At 66.9% G+C, this 16,023-nt stretch carries 12 protein-coding genes and 2 pseudogenes; 8 read left to right on the top strand and 6 right to left on the bottom strand.

Annotation, left to right across the window (positions count from 1 at the left end; all coding sequences use genetic code 11):
- Window positions 1-54 precede the first annotated feature (54 nt).
- Both ID574_RS62650 and ID574_RS62655 read left to right on the top strand, forming a co-directional pair.
- A pseudogene (locus ID574_RS62650) lies at window positions 55-498 on the top strand (alpha/beta fold hydrolase); the annotation flags it as partial.
- Window positions 425-757: pseudogene (locus ID574_RS62655) on the top strand (MMPL family transporter); the annotation flags it as partial. The pseudogenes ID574_RS62650 and ID574_RS62655, both read left to right, overlap by 74 nt.
- A 248-nt stretch (window positions 758-1,005) precedes the next feature.
- Here ID574_RS62655 and ID574_RS01090 read toward each other — a convergent pair.
- From ID574_RS01090 to ID574_RS01100, 3 genes are all read right to left on the bottom strand, one after another.
- A complete protein-coding gene (locus ID574_RS01090) occupies window positions 1,006-2,028 on the bottom strand; it encodes a cytochrome d ubiquinol oxidase subunit II (RefSeq protein ID WP_188187006.1) in 1,023 nt (340 codons plus the stop codon).
- Window positions 2,029-2,030: 2 nt separating this feature from the next.
- Entirely contained in the window at window positions 2,031-3,395 is a 1,365-nt protein-coding gene (locus ID574_RS01095; RefSeq protein WP_188186862.1) for a cytochrome ubiquinol oxidase subunit I, read from the bottom strand.
- Window positions 3,396-3,487: 92 nt separating this feature from the next.
- Window positions 3,488-4,096 carry a DUF2238 domain-containing protein gene (locus tag ID574_RS01100; RefSeq protein WP_188186863.1) on the bottom strand — a complete coding sequence of 203 codons (609 nt, stop codon included), beginning with the start codon at window positions 4,094-4,096 and terminating at the stop codon, window positions 3,488-3,490.
- 562 nt (window positions 4,097-4,658) lie between these two features.
- On the opposite strand from ID574_RS01100, the gene ID574_RS01105 reads away from it, so the two are divergent.
- A complete protein-coding gene (locus tag ID574_RS01105) occupies window positions 4,659-6,047 on the top strand; it encodes a phosphatase PAP2 family protein (protein ID WP_223166278.1) in 1,389 nt (462 codons plus the stop codon).
- Between the two features lie 37 nt (window positions 6,048-6,084).
- Here the strand turns inward: ID574_RS01105 and ID574_RS01110 are convergent, their stop codons facing one another.
- Window positions 6,085-7,041 carry a YihY/virulence factor BrkB family protein gene (locus ID574_RS01110; RefSeq protein WP_223166259.1) on the bottom strand — a complete coding sequence of 319 codons (957 nt, stop codon included), beginning with the start codon at window positions 7,039-7,041 and terminating at the stop codon, window positions 6,085-6,087.
- A gap of 261 nt (window positions 7,042-7,302) precedes the next feature.
- On the opposite strand from ID574_RS01110, the gene ID574_RS01115 reads away from it, so the two are divergent.
- From ID574_RS01115 to ID574_RS01135, 5 genes are all read left to right on the top strand, one after another.
- The gene (locus ID574_RS01115) at window positions 7,303-8,010 is read left to right on the top strand and encodes a phosphatase PAP2 family protein (RefSeq protein ID WP_188186865.1); all 708 of its coding nucleotides are present in this window, start codon (window positions 7,303-7,305) and stop codon (window positions 8,008-8,010) included.
- 431 nt (window positions 8,011-8,441) lie between these two features.
- Window positions 8,442-9,188, top strand: a complete 747-nt coding sequence (locus ID574_RS01120; protein ID WP_188186866.1) for an alpha/beta fold hydrolase — start codon at window positions 8,442-8,444, stop codon at window positions 9,186-9,188.
- Between the two features lie 761 nt (window positions 9,189-9,949).
- Complete coding sequence (locus ID574_RS01125; RefSeq protein WP_188186867.1) at window positions 9,950-10,426, top strand: DUF6789 family protein; 477 nt, start codon at window positions 9,950-9,952, stop codon at window positions 10,424-10,426.
- 136 nt (window positions 10,427-10,562) lie between these two features.
- Entirely contained in the window at window positions 10,563-10,886 is a 324-nt protein-coding gene (locus ID574_RS01130) for a PRC-barrel domain-containing protein (protein WP_188186868.1), read from the top strand.
- Between the two features lie 547 nt (window positions 10,887-11,433).
- Window positions 11,434-11,922, top strand: a complete 489-nt coding sequence (locus tag ID574_RS01135; RefSeq protein WP_188186869.1) for a MarR family winged helix-turn-helix transcriptional regulator — start codon at window positions 11,434-11,436, stop codon at window positions 11,920-11,922.
- 12 nt (window positions 11,923-11,934) lie between these two features.
- Here the strand turns inward: ID574_RS01135 and ID574_RS01140 are convergent, their stop codons facing one another.
- Together ID574_RS01140 and ID574_RS01145 are read right to left on the bottom strand one after the other, a co-directional pair.
- Entirely contained in the window at window positions 11,935-13,008 is a 1,074-nt protein-coding gene (locus ID574_RS01140) for an enolase C-terminal domain-like protein (RefSeq protein WP_188186870.1), read from the bottom strand.
- A complete protein-coding gene (locus tag ID574_RS01145) occupies window positions 13,005-16,019 on the bottom strand; it encodes an FAD-binding and (Fe-S)-binding domain-containing protein (RefSeq protein WP_223166260.1) in 3,015 nt (1,004 codons plus the stop codon). Before ID574_RS01145 ends, ID574_RS01140 begins: the two co-directional genes overlap by 4 nt.
- Window positions 16,020-16,023 lie beyond the last annotated feature (4 nt).

The raw sequence follows: 16,023 nt of genomic DNA on the forward strand, positions 1-16,023 counted from the left end.
GTGGAGACATGGCGGAGACCGGTCCTCAACAGGGCTCTTCTTTGTTCCCCCGTGATGTGGCAACGGCGAACTACGAAGGCACATTCGGGCGCATGCGCAGCCGTGCCATGGGCGAGAAACGACCTGGCATGCCCGAGGTGGTGTTCGTCCAGGGGATGTCGGTCGCCGACTACCTCATGCCGGGGCTTGTCGCGTTCGGGCAATGGACCCGCGCGCCTCCTCGAACTGCCGGGATTTGCAGGGAGCGGAGACCCACCGCATGAGCTCGACGTTCGGCAGTTCGGTCAATGCGTCGCCGACTGGCTCAGTGCACACGATCTTGGCCGCGTGGTGCTCGCGGGACACTCCAGTGGGACGGAGGTGGCCGCGCGGGCGGCTTTGGGCCACCCGGACGTGGCCGGCGTCGTGCTCGCAAGCCCGAACCGCCGCCGGCGTCATGCTTGCTGCGAGCTTCGGCCTGCTGGCCCTCGTCCCCTTGAGGCCTTTCCGCGAGCTCGGTTTTGCGATGGCCCTGGGCGTCCTCCTCGACGTGATCGTGGTACGCACGCTGATGCTGCCCACCTTCCTCAGGGTCGTGGGGCGGATCAGCCGTTGGCCGGGCCGTAGTCTCCCGCGCCACCGGACCGTTCACGTCCGGCCAGCTGACGGTTGGCCGCTCTGGAGATCGATCCGCGCCGAGGGTCAAGCGAACCGACATGCCGATCGGTCATGTAGGGGCTTGAGCTCGGCCCCGGGCGATAGCAGGGCTGTGGACTAAGCCGCCGCTTCCGGCCTCGGCAAGAAGCTGGGCGACGTGGGCCGCAACCTCGCTGTGGAGCAGGTCCGCCACGCTGTTCGTCAGGGCCTTCGCGTGCGCCGCGCCTGGGCGGGTCCGGCCCGCGTACCAGCGTGCAAACACACGTCCGCCGCCCGCCCGACAAGCGTGTGAACACGCTGCTGCCGGGTGACCGGGGGCCCGGGACGCTGCAGCGTCGGCGTGCCGCTGCCATGAGACCGCAGAGGGGCTCACCGGTCCTGCTCCGGCCGGGGCGGTGCCGGATGGTCGCGCTGGAATATGGCGTAGAGCCACCACAGTGACGGCAGCAGCAGGACGGCGCCCACGGCCAGTGATCCCAGAGTGGCGGCCAGGACGGGGTCGGTGGCCGCCGCGCTGTCCAGCGTGACACCGGGCAGCAGCACCGGGTACTGCGCCGCTCCCCATCCCCACAGCAAGCCGGTGACCGCCAGCGCGGCGGTGATCCGTACGGGAAGATAGGCGCGGCGCCACAGCAGCACCAGCGACGCCAGCCCGGCCGTCACGGACAATGCCAGCAGCGGCAGTGCCCGGCCGGAGGTCAGTTCGGCGAACAAGGCGGGCGCGTCCGCGCGCAGGACGAGGAGGCCAGCGCCCGACAGCAGCCCGACGACGACCCCGCACGCCAGGGCCCGCCGGCGGAACCACTCGACCAGGTCGGTCTCTCCGGCGCGCTGGGCGTCTCTGGTCAGGTAGACGGCAGCAAGGTAGGCGGCCATGCCGACAGCCAGAACCCCGGCGACCAGGGAGGTGGGGTTGACCCAACTCCCCACGAGGTCGCCCCTGGCGATTCCTGGTGGCACTCGGCCGGAGGCGATCGCGCCGGCCACCGTACCGAGGAAGAACGGGGTCGCTACGGAGGAGAAGGCGAACGTGGCGCCGAACAGCCGCCGCTGCCACAGCTCGGTGGAGACCTTGCGGAAGGCGAAGGCGGCGCCGCGGCCGATGATGCCGAGCGCGGCCAGGGTGAGCGGGATGTACAAGGTGGAGGCGATCGCTGCGAACACCGACGGAATGCCGGTCCACAGCAGCACGATGACGAAGATGAGCCAAACGTGGTTGGCCTCCCAGATAGGGCCGATGGAGTGTTCCACCAGCGCCCGCTGCCGCTTACCGGCCTCAGCGCTCCCGGCGAGCAGGTCCCAGATGCCGCCGCCGAAATCGGCACCGCCGAACAGGACGTAGGCGGTCAGGCCGACCCACATGACGGCCAGCATGATCTCCGCCAGCGGCATGCTCACACCACCTTGTAGTCGGTGACGTCGCGTTCCTGCGGAGCGATGGGGACCGGTTTGTCGCGGGCCAGGCGGCGCAGCACGTACACGGTGGCCACGGTCAGCACCGCGTACACGACACTGACCAGGACGAAGCCCCACACCAGCCCCGGCGCGGGGTTGACCGCCTCTGCCGTGCGCAGCACGCCGTAGACGATCCACGGCTGACGCCCCACCTCGGTGACGACCCAGCCCGCCTCCAGCGCCAGCACCGCCACCACGCCGGACAACGCCGTCGCGCGCAGGAACCAGCGCGAGCGCGGCAGTTCGCGGCGCCGCCACCAGGCCACACCGAGCCAGGCAGCCAGGCCGAGCAGGGCAAACCCGCCGGCCACCATGATCTGGAACGACCAGTGCACCACGTTGACCGGCGGCCGGTCGGCGGGTGGCACCTCGTTGAGCCCCATGATCTCGGCGTCCGGATCCCAGTGCGCCAGCAGCGACAGCCCGTTAGGGATCTCCAGCGCGTAGCGCAGCTCGCCGTCCACCACGACGCCTCCGATGTGGAGCGGGGCCCCACGCTGGGTCTCGAACACCCCTTCCATGGCGGCCAGCTTGACCGGCTGGTTGTCGGCCACGAAGTGGGCCGCCCAGTCGCCCACGCCGATCTGCACCGGGGTGATGGCCGCCGCGACTGTCAGTGGCAGCAGCAGTCCCAGCCGGTGGTAGCGGTCGCGGCGCCCGCGCAGCATGGCCACGGCGTACACACTGGCCATGGCGAAGCCGGCCACCATGAACGCGGCCAGGATCATGTGTACCGTCTGCGGCGGCGTGGCGGGGTTGAACATCGCCGCCCACGGGTCCACCGCCACGATGCGGCCGTTCTCCACGTCGAAACCGGTCGGCTGCTGCATCCACGCGTTGGCGGTGACCACGAAGAACGCGCTCGCCACCCCCGCGATCACGATCGGGATGCCCGACAGCAGGTGTGCCCTCGGCGGAAGCCGGTCCCAGGCGTACAGGTAGATGCCCAGGAAGATGGCCTCGATGAAGAACGCGATGCCCTCCAGGGAGAACGGCAGCCCGATGACCTCGCCGTACATCCCCATCAGCCCCGGCCACAGCAGCCCCATCTCGAACGACAGGATCGTGCCCGACACCGCCCCGACCGCGAACAGCACCCCGAGCGCCCTCGCCCACCGGCGGGCCAGCAGCCGGTAGTGAACGTCGCCGGTGCGGTGACCCCGCCACTCGGCGAGCAACGTGATGGCCGGCATGCCGACACCCAGGCACGCGATGATGATGTGCCAGCCCAGCGACAGCGCCATCTGCATCCGCGCCGCGCCGAGATCGGCCGGCGCCACGTCGGTCACCGCGAGCTCGAACATGGGATCCCCCCGTGTGACAGGCGCTCCTGGTACGCCCTCCTCCCTTTCCTCAATCTCGCAGACGACACGAGTCACGGGCGCGGGCCCGCACCTCACCCGGCAGGATCAGCTCGTACGCCGCCACCGTGCATCCTCCATACGACCAGGGCGACACCGGCCCCCACTGATCCCAAACCATCCATGGCAAGGTCGGCCAGGGTGTCGGCGTAGCCCACCACCATCGGGACTGCGAACACCGAGGTCATGATCCACTCGTAGAACTCCCACAGGACCCCTACCGACAGCCCTGCAGCACCGGTGACGAGCACCAGCGCCAGCCGGTGTCTGACCGACCGTAGATCTGACGGGTTTCGCATGATGCCCATCATCATCAAAATCAGGATCACCATGACGGCTACGGCTCCGGTGGTGATGCAGTGGATGACCCAGTCGATCCAGCTGAACCGCTCATACCAGCCCGCTACAGCGGCAACCGTCGCCAGGAGCATCGTCCAGCCAAAGGCCGCGTCGAAAGGCTTGGCGATCCTTGCAATCCGGGGAACCAGCAGCAGGGCCAACAGCAGGGTGAAGCGAATCGTTCCCTCGATCCGGTCCGATGCTGCCGCCACCACGATGGCTACGCCGGTCACAGCGCGGGCGAGGTCGGCAGCGATGTGCCAGGCACGGGAGACCCGATGAGGGGAAGGACGCTTAGCAGCCATGATGTACGCCTACCCACCGGGGCATGCATAGCCATGTGCTTGTGCCACCGCTGGCCCGCCAGAGACGATGCCTTTCCTTCACGGTAAGAACGGGACATACAGCTCACGAGGCTGGGTAAGGGGCGCAAACACCAAAGGAAGAAGGGGAAAGCCTCAACCCGGGCTGTGATCGGCTGTAGGGCAACGCGCATGCCGACGACTTGACATGAAGGTCGACGTCCAACCTCGGGTGGTGATTCTGGCTGGTGATCCGTGCCGGTCGGCCGACCACGTCGCCGGGTGATGAACGCCCAGGGACACCCAGCGCTTGTGGGCGCCGGATTCATATATCGCGCTCTCAACGGACGGGGAGAAGGGCTGATGCTGGTGGGCGCGTCGACCCGCTCGCGGCTTCACCACCGATTGCGCTATTGACCTCCCACATCGAGGCGGCCGCACAGGCGAGAAGGGTGGGCGTTGCCAGGGGGAAAGGACACGAGCGATCATGTCCCACTACATGCATGAGATACACGCGAGCCGAATGGATCGGTTTACTCTACGCTCGGCCATAGGACTGATCTTGGTGGTCCTCGCAGGACTCGCTTTCACCCTCGTCATGGGCTTGGTGCGGGTCGCGTGGCAACCGCTGATTCATTTTGATCGCGGCGTGAGTGACGCTCTCAACACCGTTGTGGCCGGCAACACCGTGATGCAGGAGATGTTGCAAGCGGTGACCGACTTCGGCGGGTTTCCCATCTTGGGCCGGGTGGTGCTTTTGGGCACATTGTTTCTGCTGATTCGGCGCGAGGTGCGGTTGGCGGTCTACGTGGTGGTCACCTCGCTCGGCGCGATGACTCTGTACAACGTCCTCAAGCTGCTGGTGGGCAGATTGCGGCCGGTCGTGGAGGAGCCTGTCGCCGTCGCTCCCGGGATGAGTTTTCCCAGCGGTCATGCGATGAGCTCGCTGGTTTCCTATGGTGTGCTGCTGCTGGTCTTCGCACCCACGGTGCCACGACGGCTTCGTCCCGTGGTCGTCGCTGTGGTGGTCGCTCTCGTGGCGCTGGTTGGCTTCACCAGAGTCGCGCTGGGCGTGCACTACTTCACCGATGTGCTCGGTGGATGGCTTCTCGGCCTGGCCTGGCTCGGTATCACGGCGATGGCGTTTCGTCGCTGGCGGCTGGAAACGGGATCGAGCGCGCCGCCCCTGCGCGAAGGCCTCGCCCCGGAGGAGGCGCCTGCGCTGGCACCTGCTCCGGTCAAGTCTCGGCCGCTGCCGCACCCTTGGCGTGGGAGTGCAGAACTGCTGGTGGGCTGGGTGCTCATCCTCGGAGCACTGTTCGGAACCGGGATGCTGATCACTGTCTTCCTGGAGGGCACGGCTTTGATCGCGGCCGATCGCGCTGTCGTCCAATGGATTGCCGAGCATCGAACGGCCACATTGACCGTGCTGACCATACCGGGTAACCGGGTCGGCAGCACCCAATGGATTTTGGCCGGTACGCTCGCCGCCTGTGTCCTGGCTCTGGCTGTCTTGCGCTGCTGGCGTCCGATCCTGTTCGTGCTGGTCGTGATGGTCGGTGAGCTGTCGCTGTTCCTGACCAGCGCAACCGCCGTAGGCCGGGAGCGTCCGCCGGTGCCGCATCTGGGGCCGGAGCTGCCACCTACCTCGAGCTTTCCCTCCGGGCACGTCGCCGCCGCGCTGGCGCTGTACCTTGCGATCGCCGTGCTGACATGGCAGGCCACCGATCGCTGGTGGCGGTGGGCGGCCGTCGCGGCCTCTGTGCTCATTCCGCTGTACTGTGCGCTGTCCCGAATGTATCGGGGAGTGCACTACCCGAGCGACATACTGGGCAGCATGCTGCTGGCCTTGCCCTGGGTCGCCATCGCCTGGTGGGTGCTGCGTCCCGTGCCGCAGAAGGCCTCTGCTGACAGAATGGCCGGTGGCGCCACCGACGCCGGCCGAGGACCGTGAGTGAGGTTCCTACCGCGCCTGGACCGTACCCGGCACCTCAGTGCGAGGCGTTGCGATCCCATTGTTCCGACGCGCATGGCTCTGGAGAGCCTGATTGCCAGGCTTCTAGCTGGGCGGCGCAGCTGACACCGAAAAATAGCGCTCCCGCTGTGAGTTCTCCCCAGAGCAGCAGTGCGATGATCCCGGTCAGCGGGCCGTAGATGTCACCGAAAATCTCACTGAGAGTGACATACCATCCCAACAGGACACTGACGGCCAGCCATACCATGGTCGCCAGCATGAGCCCAGGCACCAGCCACCGCAGCGATGGCTGGCATCGGCGAGGGGCTGCCTTGAACAAAACCACGATCGCCACCATGGCGAGAGCCACCCCGGCCGGCCAGCGGACCACACGCAGCACCGTGTCGGCCAGACCGCCCCATGGATAAGTCCTTGCAAGCGCTGCTCCCACGGGTTCGGCAACGACAGGCACCAAGAACCCGCTAATGGCCGGGACTCCGGCCGCCCAGGTCAGCACGAAAGCGTTCCAGTACCGGGCTAGGACTGGACGGTCGTGCTGGATGCCGTATAGGCGGTTCGCGCCCCGTTCGACCTGCCCCATCGCGGTCACCAGTACCGCCACCCCAGTGACCAGGCCTGTCAGCAGCGCCACCTCACCGAGCTTGTGTTCACTTGTGCCCAGCACCTGCCGCACCAGTGCATCGCTTCGCCCCGGGGTAATGGCCAACACCGCTTCGGCCACCACCTTTCCTTCAGGCCGATCACCCAGGTCCTCTGCCAGCCCGGTCAACGCAATAAGGAACGGGACCACGGCCAGGCATAGCAGCAGGGCAAGAGAGCGGACGTGGCTGGAACCATCGCTGCAGCGGAACCTGCGGTAGCTGTCGCGGAGGAGCAGCCAAAAACCATAGCGGCGAATGGCCGCCCAAGGCCGCCGAGCGATCCAGCGGTCATCCGACAGCGAGGCCATCTCCGGTACCGGCCGGCTGCTCATTCCTCCTCCCTCCGTCGCGCCCATGATCTCTGGCTCCTACCCCGGCGACGGCAGGGCCATCTGATCCGCCAGCGAAGGGCGACCAGCGCGCCCAGATGCGAGCCGCACAGACTTAAGCGGCTGGAAGCGGATAGCCGGTGTGCTGGCGGGCAACGGGAGCCTCGACCTTGAGACAACTCCGGCATACGCAGAACCGTCCCGCAGTTCAAGAGGCGGCAAACTGCCGGGCGTCAGCTGGGAACTTCAGCGAGGAGTACGGACGTGACCACTCGAACCCATATGGCTCTCCGCCAGGCGCGCGACCTCGGCGCCGGCCTGGGCACGGTGGCGCTCGTGACGGTTGCCGTCGGGCATCTGATCACCCAGCTACTCGTCGACTACTGGGCGGAAGGCATGCTGAACCGCCAGCTCGCCAGAGAGCGCACCCCTCGATTGAACGCGATCAGCGATATCATCTCGAGCACAGCGGACACCCCTGTGATCATCGGAGTTACCGCGACGGCCGCCTTCGCCTTCCGTATCGCCTTCCAGCGATGGCGCGAATCGGTGTTCCTAATCGTGGCCGTGACTGCCCAGAGCTGGATCTTCCTCCTGGCCACGGTGTTCGTGCCACGGTCGCGGCCGTCGGTTCCGCACCTTGATGCGGCCCCTCCTACCTCGAGTTACCCTTCGGGCCATGCCAGCGCCGCAATGGCTTGCTACTTCGGGATTGCCCTGGTGCTCATCTTGCACATGCGGCACCGAGTGGTCCTTTCCCTGCTGTGGGGCGTCCTCGGGCTGACTTTGGCGATCGGAGTGGCGTGGGCTCGGGTTTACCGTGGTATGCACTACTTCACCGATGTGGTCTGGGGTTTGCTGCTCGGCTTGGTCTGTCTCCTGGTCACCGGATGGGTGATCCTGCTCAGGCCGCACCCTGGGACCCGAGGTGATCCGGACGGTGCATCACAGCGAAGCGATCCGGCGTCATGAGGTCGCTGATGAAGCACGGAAGAAACGGTGGCTGTATCCATGGCCTCACCGCCAGTTCGTCCTGGAGAGCGAAACAGGGGCACAAGCCGACAGCGCGGCGGTCACCTTACACGAAAGAAAGCAGGCGGGATGGCCACGGGATGGCTGAGTCCGAGTTGCGGCTCGCGAACCGCCGCAGCACAGCTCACGACACCGCGCCTCCTTCACATCAGGAAAACACAGACACGGATGATGCAACTCAATGGCCAACAAATGTGGAACGAACCTTTGCATTATGAATTGATCGGCCATCAAGCTTTCAAATATATTGGTTCGCGGCAAAACCTTTACAGGGTAGCATCGAGATACAGCAACACGTACCAGCACATGACGAAGGAAAGCTCCCTGCCGTCCCAATCGTTCTCAACATTCCGAGAGGCCGGCCGTTCATCATGAGCCCACCTGGCGACCTGCACGGCGTTCACCTGTCTGTGGGAAAGCACCGGCTGTTCATTCGCTACGGTGGCTGTTCCGACGAACCTGCGCAACCACCCATCGTCCTGATACACGGCCTTGTGCTCTCTAGTCGTGTACTGCTACCCACAATGCGGCACCTTGCTCGACGGCACTTTGTCATCGCTCCTGACCTTCCCGGGTGCGGAGCCAGCCCACATCCGGCCAGCCCCATGACCATAGAAGAACTAGCTGATACCCTGGGGCAGCTCCTGCATCGAATCGGCCGCCCCTGCGTGGTGCTCGCCAATTCTTTCGGGAGCCTGATAGCGGTCGAAGCCGCCATCCGTCACTCCCCATGGATACACCGGCTAGTCATAGCCGGCCCCTCCCTGCCCCCGGTACGGTTTGGACTGCCGGAGATCGCCTTGCGGTGGGTCGGCACCGCGGTTCGAGAACCGTTGTCGATCGCGCCGCTGGCCCTCAGCGAGCTTTGGTATACCGGATTGGATCAAGCTGCGGCCCATGTGAAGATGTCTCGGCGTTATCCGCTGCGCAGTCGTCTCCATGCTGTCCGTGCCCCCACGCTGGTCATCCGCGGAACCCGCGATCTCCTGGCTCCTCGGCAGTGGTCAGCCGATATCGCGACGGCGACACCGGCAGGTCAGTTAATTGAGGTCAAGGCTGCCCATGCACTGCCGTACGAGATCCCAGAATTGCTCACCCGAATGATCGAATCGGGGTGAACCAGCACACGCGGATCAGTGGGAGCAAAGGTATGTCCGGTTCTCGGCTGTCGCGGTGTGGGGATTCGCGGGGCAATGAGGTCTGCTCGACGTGGCGCCGGCGACCTGGCCGAGGTGGAGCGTAGCCGAATGGCGGTGGCCGTCTTGTATGGAGTCTCAACCAGGGGGTAACAGCGGGCGGCAAGGAACGGTGAAGCAAGGAGCGATCATGTATCCATAAGCCCGCCACTGCTCTATCTCCGCGATCACCAAGACTCCTGGTGGGAGTGCCGGAACCACCCTCGCCGACGGCCAGAACAAGCCTCGGATATGGATCGGTTGGAGTTTTACGCGCGCCAGGATTTCGCCCTCAAGGTCGATATCAAGCCGCGAGTGGGGATTCGTGGCGGAGGCGTCCTCCTGGATGCCAAGTGCCCGTGGCCTGAGCGGAGCGAATCTCTGGCCTCCTGGCCCCGCAGGCCGCAGCAAGGCTCGAAGCAGTATCTCCACGTCGACCTCACCCGGGCAGCGAACAGGTCACAGAGCTAATCACATGGTGAGGCTGGCAGAGCCCACAACAATTGACGCGGTGACACACCGTAACAGCGACGCGCCGCATCGTGTGAGGCCCAACGTGAGGGCACATGACTGCAGCTCGCCTTCCCGGGCTACTGCGTAGCGCGACGATCCCGACGACGTCGCCATGGTGCCCGAGACCGAGCTCCCAGAGCTGCTTAGCCGCCTACAAGCTGATCAGAGGGGAAACGACAATGGTTCCAGTCGTGGTTGCAGGCGTTCTCGGAGGCCTGGTCGGCGGCATGGTCATGGCGGCATGCTGCATGGTGATGCTGTACGCCACCGGGGAGGGGTTGTGGGCGCCTCTGAACTACATCGCCCACACGTTCTGGCGGCAGGCACCCCTTGACGGCACCTGGAACAGCACGGCGGCGGTCATCGGGATTGCCATGCATCTGCTGATGTCTCTGCTGCTCGGTGTGCTTTTTGCGCTGCTGGCCGCCCGGGTGCGGCCGGCGCCGAGGCGGCTGTCCTCCTGGGCCCTGGCCGGCATGCTGTACGGCCTCACGCTCTGGGTGATCAACCACTATCTGCTGTGGCCCATGGTGGACCGGGCCGCTGCCCAAGCGTTCACGCCATGGGTGTTCGCCGTGGGACATTTGATCTACGGACTTGCGCTGGGCTGGATGGTGGCGATGATCAGCCGCTACTCCGTCCGAACGCAGCGAGGCCCCTCCCGATAAAGCTGGATGGCCGTGACGGCGGCACGGCTTTCACGGGGGTGCTCGGGGTAGGTGTGAACCCTCTTCAACAGATGGGAGTGCCATGCATGACTCCGGCGGAGCAGACCTTGGGGGCATGGGCCAGGTCCGTCGCGGCATGAACGTCGTGGACGGCGATGGCGAGCGGATCGGGACAGTCGAGAACGTCAAGATGGGCGATCCTCAGGCCGTCACCACGCAGGGACAGGGCGGCGGGAGCCGGCCGGGACTCCTGTCCCCGGTAGCTGAGGTCTTCGCCGACGCCGAACCGGATGTCCCGCCTGCGGTGGCGGCACGGCTGCTGAGGACCGGCTTCATCAAGGTCGACGCGCGCGGCCTCTTCGCTCGGGACTTCTACGTGGCTCCCGACCAGGTAGCGAGAGTCGATGGGGACACCGTTCACCTCACAGCCGACGCTGGCGCCCTGGCCAGAGAAACGTAAGCTCGGGCACAGCATCAGCGGCATGACGCCGGCAGCACCGCCACGTCACCGCGTGGTCCTCAGACGCGCTCACCACGCTGGACTGCCCTGGCTTGGGGTCGAGCCGCTGATCGAGTGTGATGAAAGAGTCGGCCCAAGATGGTGTGGTGCGCCTGCTCAACGGGCACCTGGTTGACAGCTTGCTGAATGCCCCGACCTTGCACAGGTGCCCCTACAGTGAGCGGCCCGCTTCGATCACGACTGTATTGCGTCAGCGAGCGCTTTCCGCCGGTCCAAGCTATACCGACAATCCGGCGTCACGTGCCCGACGCGGCGCCTTGCGTTTCCCTCCCAGGCGGCAGGGGCCTACAGCGCTTCCGGCTGCACCCGTGGCAGTCTGCTGTCCATTTTGACATTCCCTCATGCGATGCAACCTTGTTCGCCCTGTTCGCTCCGCTGCGGGACAATGGAGACGTTGCCGCTCCTTGTTGTGCCGGGTTTCACGCTCGTCAGCTGCCATGATCCTCTAGATTGCAGAGTGCAACATTTGCGCTGAAGAAGGGACAGTATGAGCGATCAGCCCGTCAGGCCCCTGTCTGAGGACGATCCGGTTGTCGAAGCGGTCCTGACCGCCAGCCGGGCGCTGGTGGCGGTGGCCGCACGCTCGATTGCCGCGGCGGGCGGGGAAGTGACGCTTCCGCAGTACCGGGCGCTTGTTCTCATGGCTGCCCGAGGGCCGCAGCGGCTCGTCGAGCTTGCCGAGGCCCTCGATGTGAATCGATCGACGGCGACGCGCATGTGCGATCGCCTGGTGGCCAAGAAACTGGTGCGGAGGAGCCGCCTGCCCAGCGACAGGCGTACCGTGCGCATCGCACTCACGCCCGAGGGACGGGCGCTTGTAGACGGTGTGACCAAGCACCGCAGGGCCGACTTGGCGAGAATCCTCGCCCAGCTGACGCCGGCGCAGCAGGAGGAGGTGGTGGCGGCGTTGATGACGTTCGCCGTCGCGGCGGATGAGCATGCAGTGCCGGATGAGGACTCGATTCCCGATCTCTAGCTCCGTGAGACGCTACAGTATGCGGTATTTCTCGACGTCAGGCGTACGGAGCTCGAGGCCGATTCCGGGGCGGGTCAGATCGGGTTCGAGCATCCCCTCGACCGGCGTGCGGAATCCGTCGAAGAACAGCGACTCGATACGTACGTGATCGTGGAACCACTCCACATGCCGCAGATTGGGCGTGGCCAGCGCCGCATGGAGGTGCAGCTGTGGCGCGCAGTGGGCGGACACCTCCAGGTTGTGAGCGGCGGCGATCGCGGTGGCTCTCTGCCACTCCAGGATCCCGCCACATCGCGTGACATCGATCTGCAGGCAGTCCACGGCCTCGGCCATGCGGCGGAAATAGAACAGGTCATAGCCGTACTCGCCGGCGGTCACGTCGATCTGCGTGGCGTCGCGTACCTGGCGCAGTCCCGCCAGATCGTCGGAGGAGACCGGCTCCTCGAACCACGACACGTCCGAGCCTTCCAGGACCTCCGCGATCCTGATCGCCTGCTTGGCGGTGTAGGCGCCGTTGGCGTCGACGTAGAGGCCGGCGAGGGGGCCCATCGCGTCACGCGCCTGCCGCACCCGGGTGATGTCGTCAGCACCCCCGATCTTGATCTTGACGCGGGGGATGCCCTCTTCGTGGACCCACTGGCTGACCTGCTCGTGCAACTGGGGGATGGTGTAGTTGACGAAGCCGCCGCTGCCGTACACCGGCACGTGCGGCAGAGCCTGTCCGAGCAGGCCGCACAGCGGCAGGCCGAGCAGGCGGGCCTTGAGATCCCACAGCGCCGTCTCCACGGCGGAGATCGCATACCCGGCCACGCCCGGACGTCCGGCGTTGCGGATCTCGCGAACCATGGTGGTGAAGGCGGCGGGGACGTCGAAGGCGCTCATGCCGCGCACCAGCGGCGCGAGCTGGTCGTGGACGACGGAGGCGCACGCGGCGGGCCCGTACGTCCAGCCGATCCCGGTCTCGTCTTCGGCCCTGGCTTCCACCAGCACCATCGTGGTGTGATCCCACGTGAGGGTGCCGTCGGTCTCGGGCTGGTCGGTGGGAATGGTGTAGACGGCGGCGTTGATCTCTGAGACGGCCCTCATGTCGTTCTCGCTCCTGTCCCTTCGGCGCGTTGGGTCGGTGTGGTGGGCGGCCGCCGGTGAACGCCCCCAGCCGGCGGCGGCGCTACTGCCTGCGGGAGGCCCGCGGCCACGGCTTGGGCCTGTAGCTCCTCAGGCGGCGGGATGGACGCCTGGCGAGGTGGTCCCGGCCTGCGTGCGACGCGTTCAGGCAGTGTGTCGGGCAATGCCTGGCGCCAGGCGGCGTCGAGGGCCTCGGCCAGGTGGATGGCTTGCCGTCCGGTTCCGGCGTGCTCGATCTGGGTGCGGCAGCTGAACCCGTCGGCGAGGATGAGCGCGTCGCGGGGGGCCTCCCGTAGGGCGGGGAGCAGGCCGTGTTCGGCGCAGGCCATCGAGACCGCGAAGTGGCCGCGCTCAAAGCCGAAATTTCCGGCCAGCCCGCAGCATCCGGCGTCGAGTACGGTGGCCTGCGCTCCGGCGCGGCTCAGCAGGCTTTTGTCGGCGTCGAACCCCAGGACGGCGTGCTGGTGGCAGTGCGGCTGGGCGATGACGGGCCGGTCGATGCGCGGGAGCTTCACGTGGTGGCGTTCGAGGAGTTCGGCGAGCGTGACCGTCTGGTCGCGCAGCCTGGCGACGTCCTGATCGTGCGGGAACAGCTCCGGCGCGTCCGCGCGGAAGACGGCGGTGCACGAGGGTTCGAGTCCTACGACGGGCAGTCCTCGCCTGAGGTCGTCGCGCAGCAGGCGGACGGTCCGCTGGATCACCTTCCTGGCGATCCCGAGCTGGCCGGTGGAGATCCACGTTAGGCCGCAGCATGCGGCCGCGGGCGGCAACCGTACGGTGAAGCCCGCCGCTTCCAGGACCCGCACGGCGGCGGCGCCGATGCCGGGGTGGAAGGCGTCGGTGAACGTGTCCGGCCACAACAGCACCTCACCTCGCAACCCCGGCCCGCGCGGGCCGCGCCGGCGGTAGGAAGTGCTGAACCGGGCGCGGGCGAAGGCGGGAAGCGGGCGTTCGCGTGCGACGCCGCCGAGCGTCCCGATCAGCGGGATGCGCGTCACCTGGTTGACCAGGACGGGCGCAAGGCCGGCCAGACGGGCCCAGATCGGCAGCCAGCCCATCGAGTAATGCGCCACCGGCCGGGGCCGGTGCTTGTAGTGGCGGGCGAGGAACTCGGCTTTGTAGGTGGCCATGTCCACGTTGACCGGACAGTCGCTCTTGCAGCCTTTGCAGGCCAGGCACAGGTCGAGAGCGTCGCGGACCTCTGTCGAGCGCCAGCCCTTCCCGATCACGTCGCCTTGGAGCATCTCGAACAGCAGCCTGGCCCGGCCGCGGGTCGAATGCGCCTCTTCCCTGGTGACGCGATAGCTGGGACACATGACCCCGCCCTCGTCCCGGCGGCACTTGCCTACTCCGACGCAGCGCAGCGCCGCGCGGGCGAAGCTGCCGTCGTCGTGCGGGTAGCCGAATTGTGTCGGCTCGGACGGCGGACGGTAGTCGGATCCCAGGCGCAGGCCCTCGTCCAACGGGATCGGCCGGGCGCCGGTGGGGCTGATGAGTTTGCCGGGGTTCATCCGGTCGCGCGGGTCGAAGATCTCCTTGAGGGCGGCGAAGGCCGGCATCAGGGCGGTGCCGAACATCTTCGGCCACAGCTCGCCCCGGGCCGTGCCGTCACCGTGCTCGCCGGACAGCGATCCCCCGTAGGAGACGACGAGGTCGGCTGCCCGTTCCATGAACGCCCGGAACCGCTCGATGCCGGGCGCGGAGTCCAGGCGGAACGGGATGCGGGTGTGCACGCACCCGTGCCCGAAGTGCCCATACAGGGAGGAGGATCTGGCGTAGCCGTATTCCTGCTGGAGGGCGTGCAGGTCGCGCAGGTAGGAGCCGAGCCGCTCGGGGGCGACGGCGGAGTCTTCCCAGCCGGGCCAGGTGTCGCGCTCCAGCGGGACCCAGGCGGTTGATGCGAGCGCCGACTCCCTTACCGCCCACATGCGGTCGGCCTGCTCGGAGCTGTCGAAGATCTGCGCCGGCTGATCGATCTGGTCGAGGGCGGCGCGTGCCTTGTCCGTGGCTTCTTGATCGCTGTCGCCGCCGAACTGGACCATGAGCCATCCTCCGCCGTCGGGCAGGAGGTCGAGCGTGTCGGCATTGATCCGCTTGCGGCGCTGGAACTCGATCAGTTTGTCGTCCAGGCCTTCCAGGGCCATCGGCGCGTGGCGAACCAGGTCGGGAACGGCGTCGGCGGCCTCGAAGACGTCCTTGAAGGCGATCACGGCCAGGCAGCGAGCGGCGGGTTCGGAGACGAGGCGCAGCTTGGCGCGCAGGATCGTCACCAGGGTGGACTCTGAGCCGACGAGTGCTCTGGCGAGGTCGAACCCGTTCTCCGGCAGGAGCGCGTCCAGGCCGTAGCCTGACACGCGCCGCGGAATGTCGGGGAACCTGCGGCGGATCTCGTCGGCGTAGCGGTCGCACAGGGCCCGCAGGCGTTCGGCGATCTCGCGGGGCGGGTCGCCGGCCCAGAAGCGTTGCCCGTCGTAGGTGAGCACTTCCAGATCGACAACGTTGTCGCCGGTCTTGCCGTAAGCCTGGGCCGTGGAACCGCACGCGTCGTTGCCGATCATGCCGCCGATGGTGCAGTGGTCGTGAGTGGCCGGCTTCGGGCCGAAGATCAGGCCGTGCTCGCGGGTGCGGGCGTTGAGGGAGTCGAGCACGATGCCGGGCTCGACCGCAACGGTGCGCCCGTCCGGGTCGATGTCGATGATGCGGCCGCAGTGCTTCGACCAGTCGATCACGACGCCCGGCGTGCAGCACTGGCCGGCCAGGCTGGTGCCGCCACCGCGCGAGGCCAGCGGCACATCGTGCCCCTGGCAGACGGCCACGGCCTCGACCGCGGCCTCCACGCTCCTGGGCACGACCACGGCGAGTGGCACCTGACGGTAGTTGGAGGCATCGGTGGCATACAATGCCCTGCTTCCGGCGTCGAAGCGGACTTCTCCGTCCACGCGTTCGCGCAGGTCCTGTTCGAGGCTGCGCATGGTG

It is taken from the genome of Nonomuraea sp. SYSU D8015 (genome assembly GCF_008065375.1).
Taxonomy (GTDB): Bacteria; Actinomycetota; Actinomycetes; order Streptosporangiales; family Streptosporangiaceae; genus Nonomuraea.

Bases quoted from the DNA above. Each gene is read 5' to 3' on its own strand.
- ID574_RS01140 (WP_188186870.1), bottom strand. From the start codon at position 13,008: ATGAGGGCCGTCTCAGAGATCAACGCCGCCGTCTACACCATTCCCACC.
- ID574_RS01100 (WP_188186863.1), bottom strand. From the start codon at position 4,096: ATGGCTGCTAAGCGTCCTTCCCCTCATCGGGTCTCCCGTGCCTGGCAC.
- ID574_RS01130 (WP_188186868.1), top strand. From the start codon at position 10,563: ATGAACGTCGTGGACGGCGATGGCGAGCGGATCGGGACAGTCGAGAAC.
- ID574_RS01145 (WP_223166260.1), bottom strand. From the start codon at position 16,019: ATGCGCAGCCTCGAACAGGACCTGCGCGAACGCGTGGACGGAGAAGTC.
- ID574_RS01110 (WP_223166259.1), bottom strand. From the start codon at position 7,041: ATGAGCAGCCGGCCGGTACCGGAGATGGCCTCGCTGTCGGATGACCGC.
- ID574_RS01135 (WP_188186869.1), top strand. From the start codon at position 11,434: ATGAGCGATCAGCCCGTCAGGCCCCTGTCTGAGGACGATCCGGTTGTC.
- ID574_RS01090 (WP_188187006.1), bottom strand. From the start codon at position 2,028: ATGCCGCTGGCGGAGATCATGCTGGCCGTCATGTGGGTCGGCCTGACC.
- ID574_RS01095 (WP_188186862.1), bottom strand. From the start codon at position 3,395: ATGTTCGAGCTCGCGGTGACCGACGTGGCGCCGGCCGATCTCGGCGCG.
- ID574_RS01120 (WP_188186866.1), top strand. From the start codon at position 8,442: ATGAGCCCACCTGGCGACCTGCACGGCGTTCACCTGTCTGTGGGAAAG.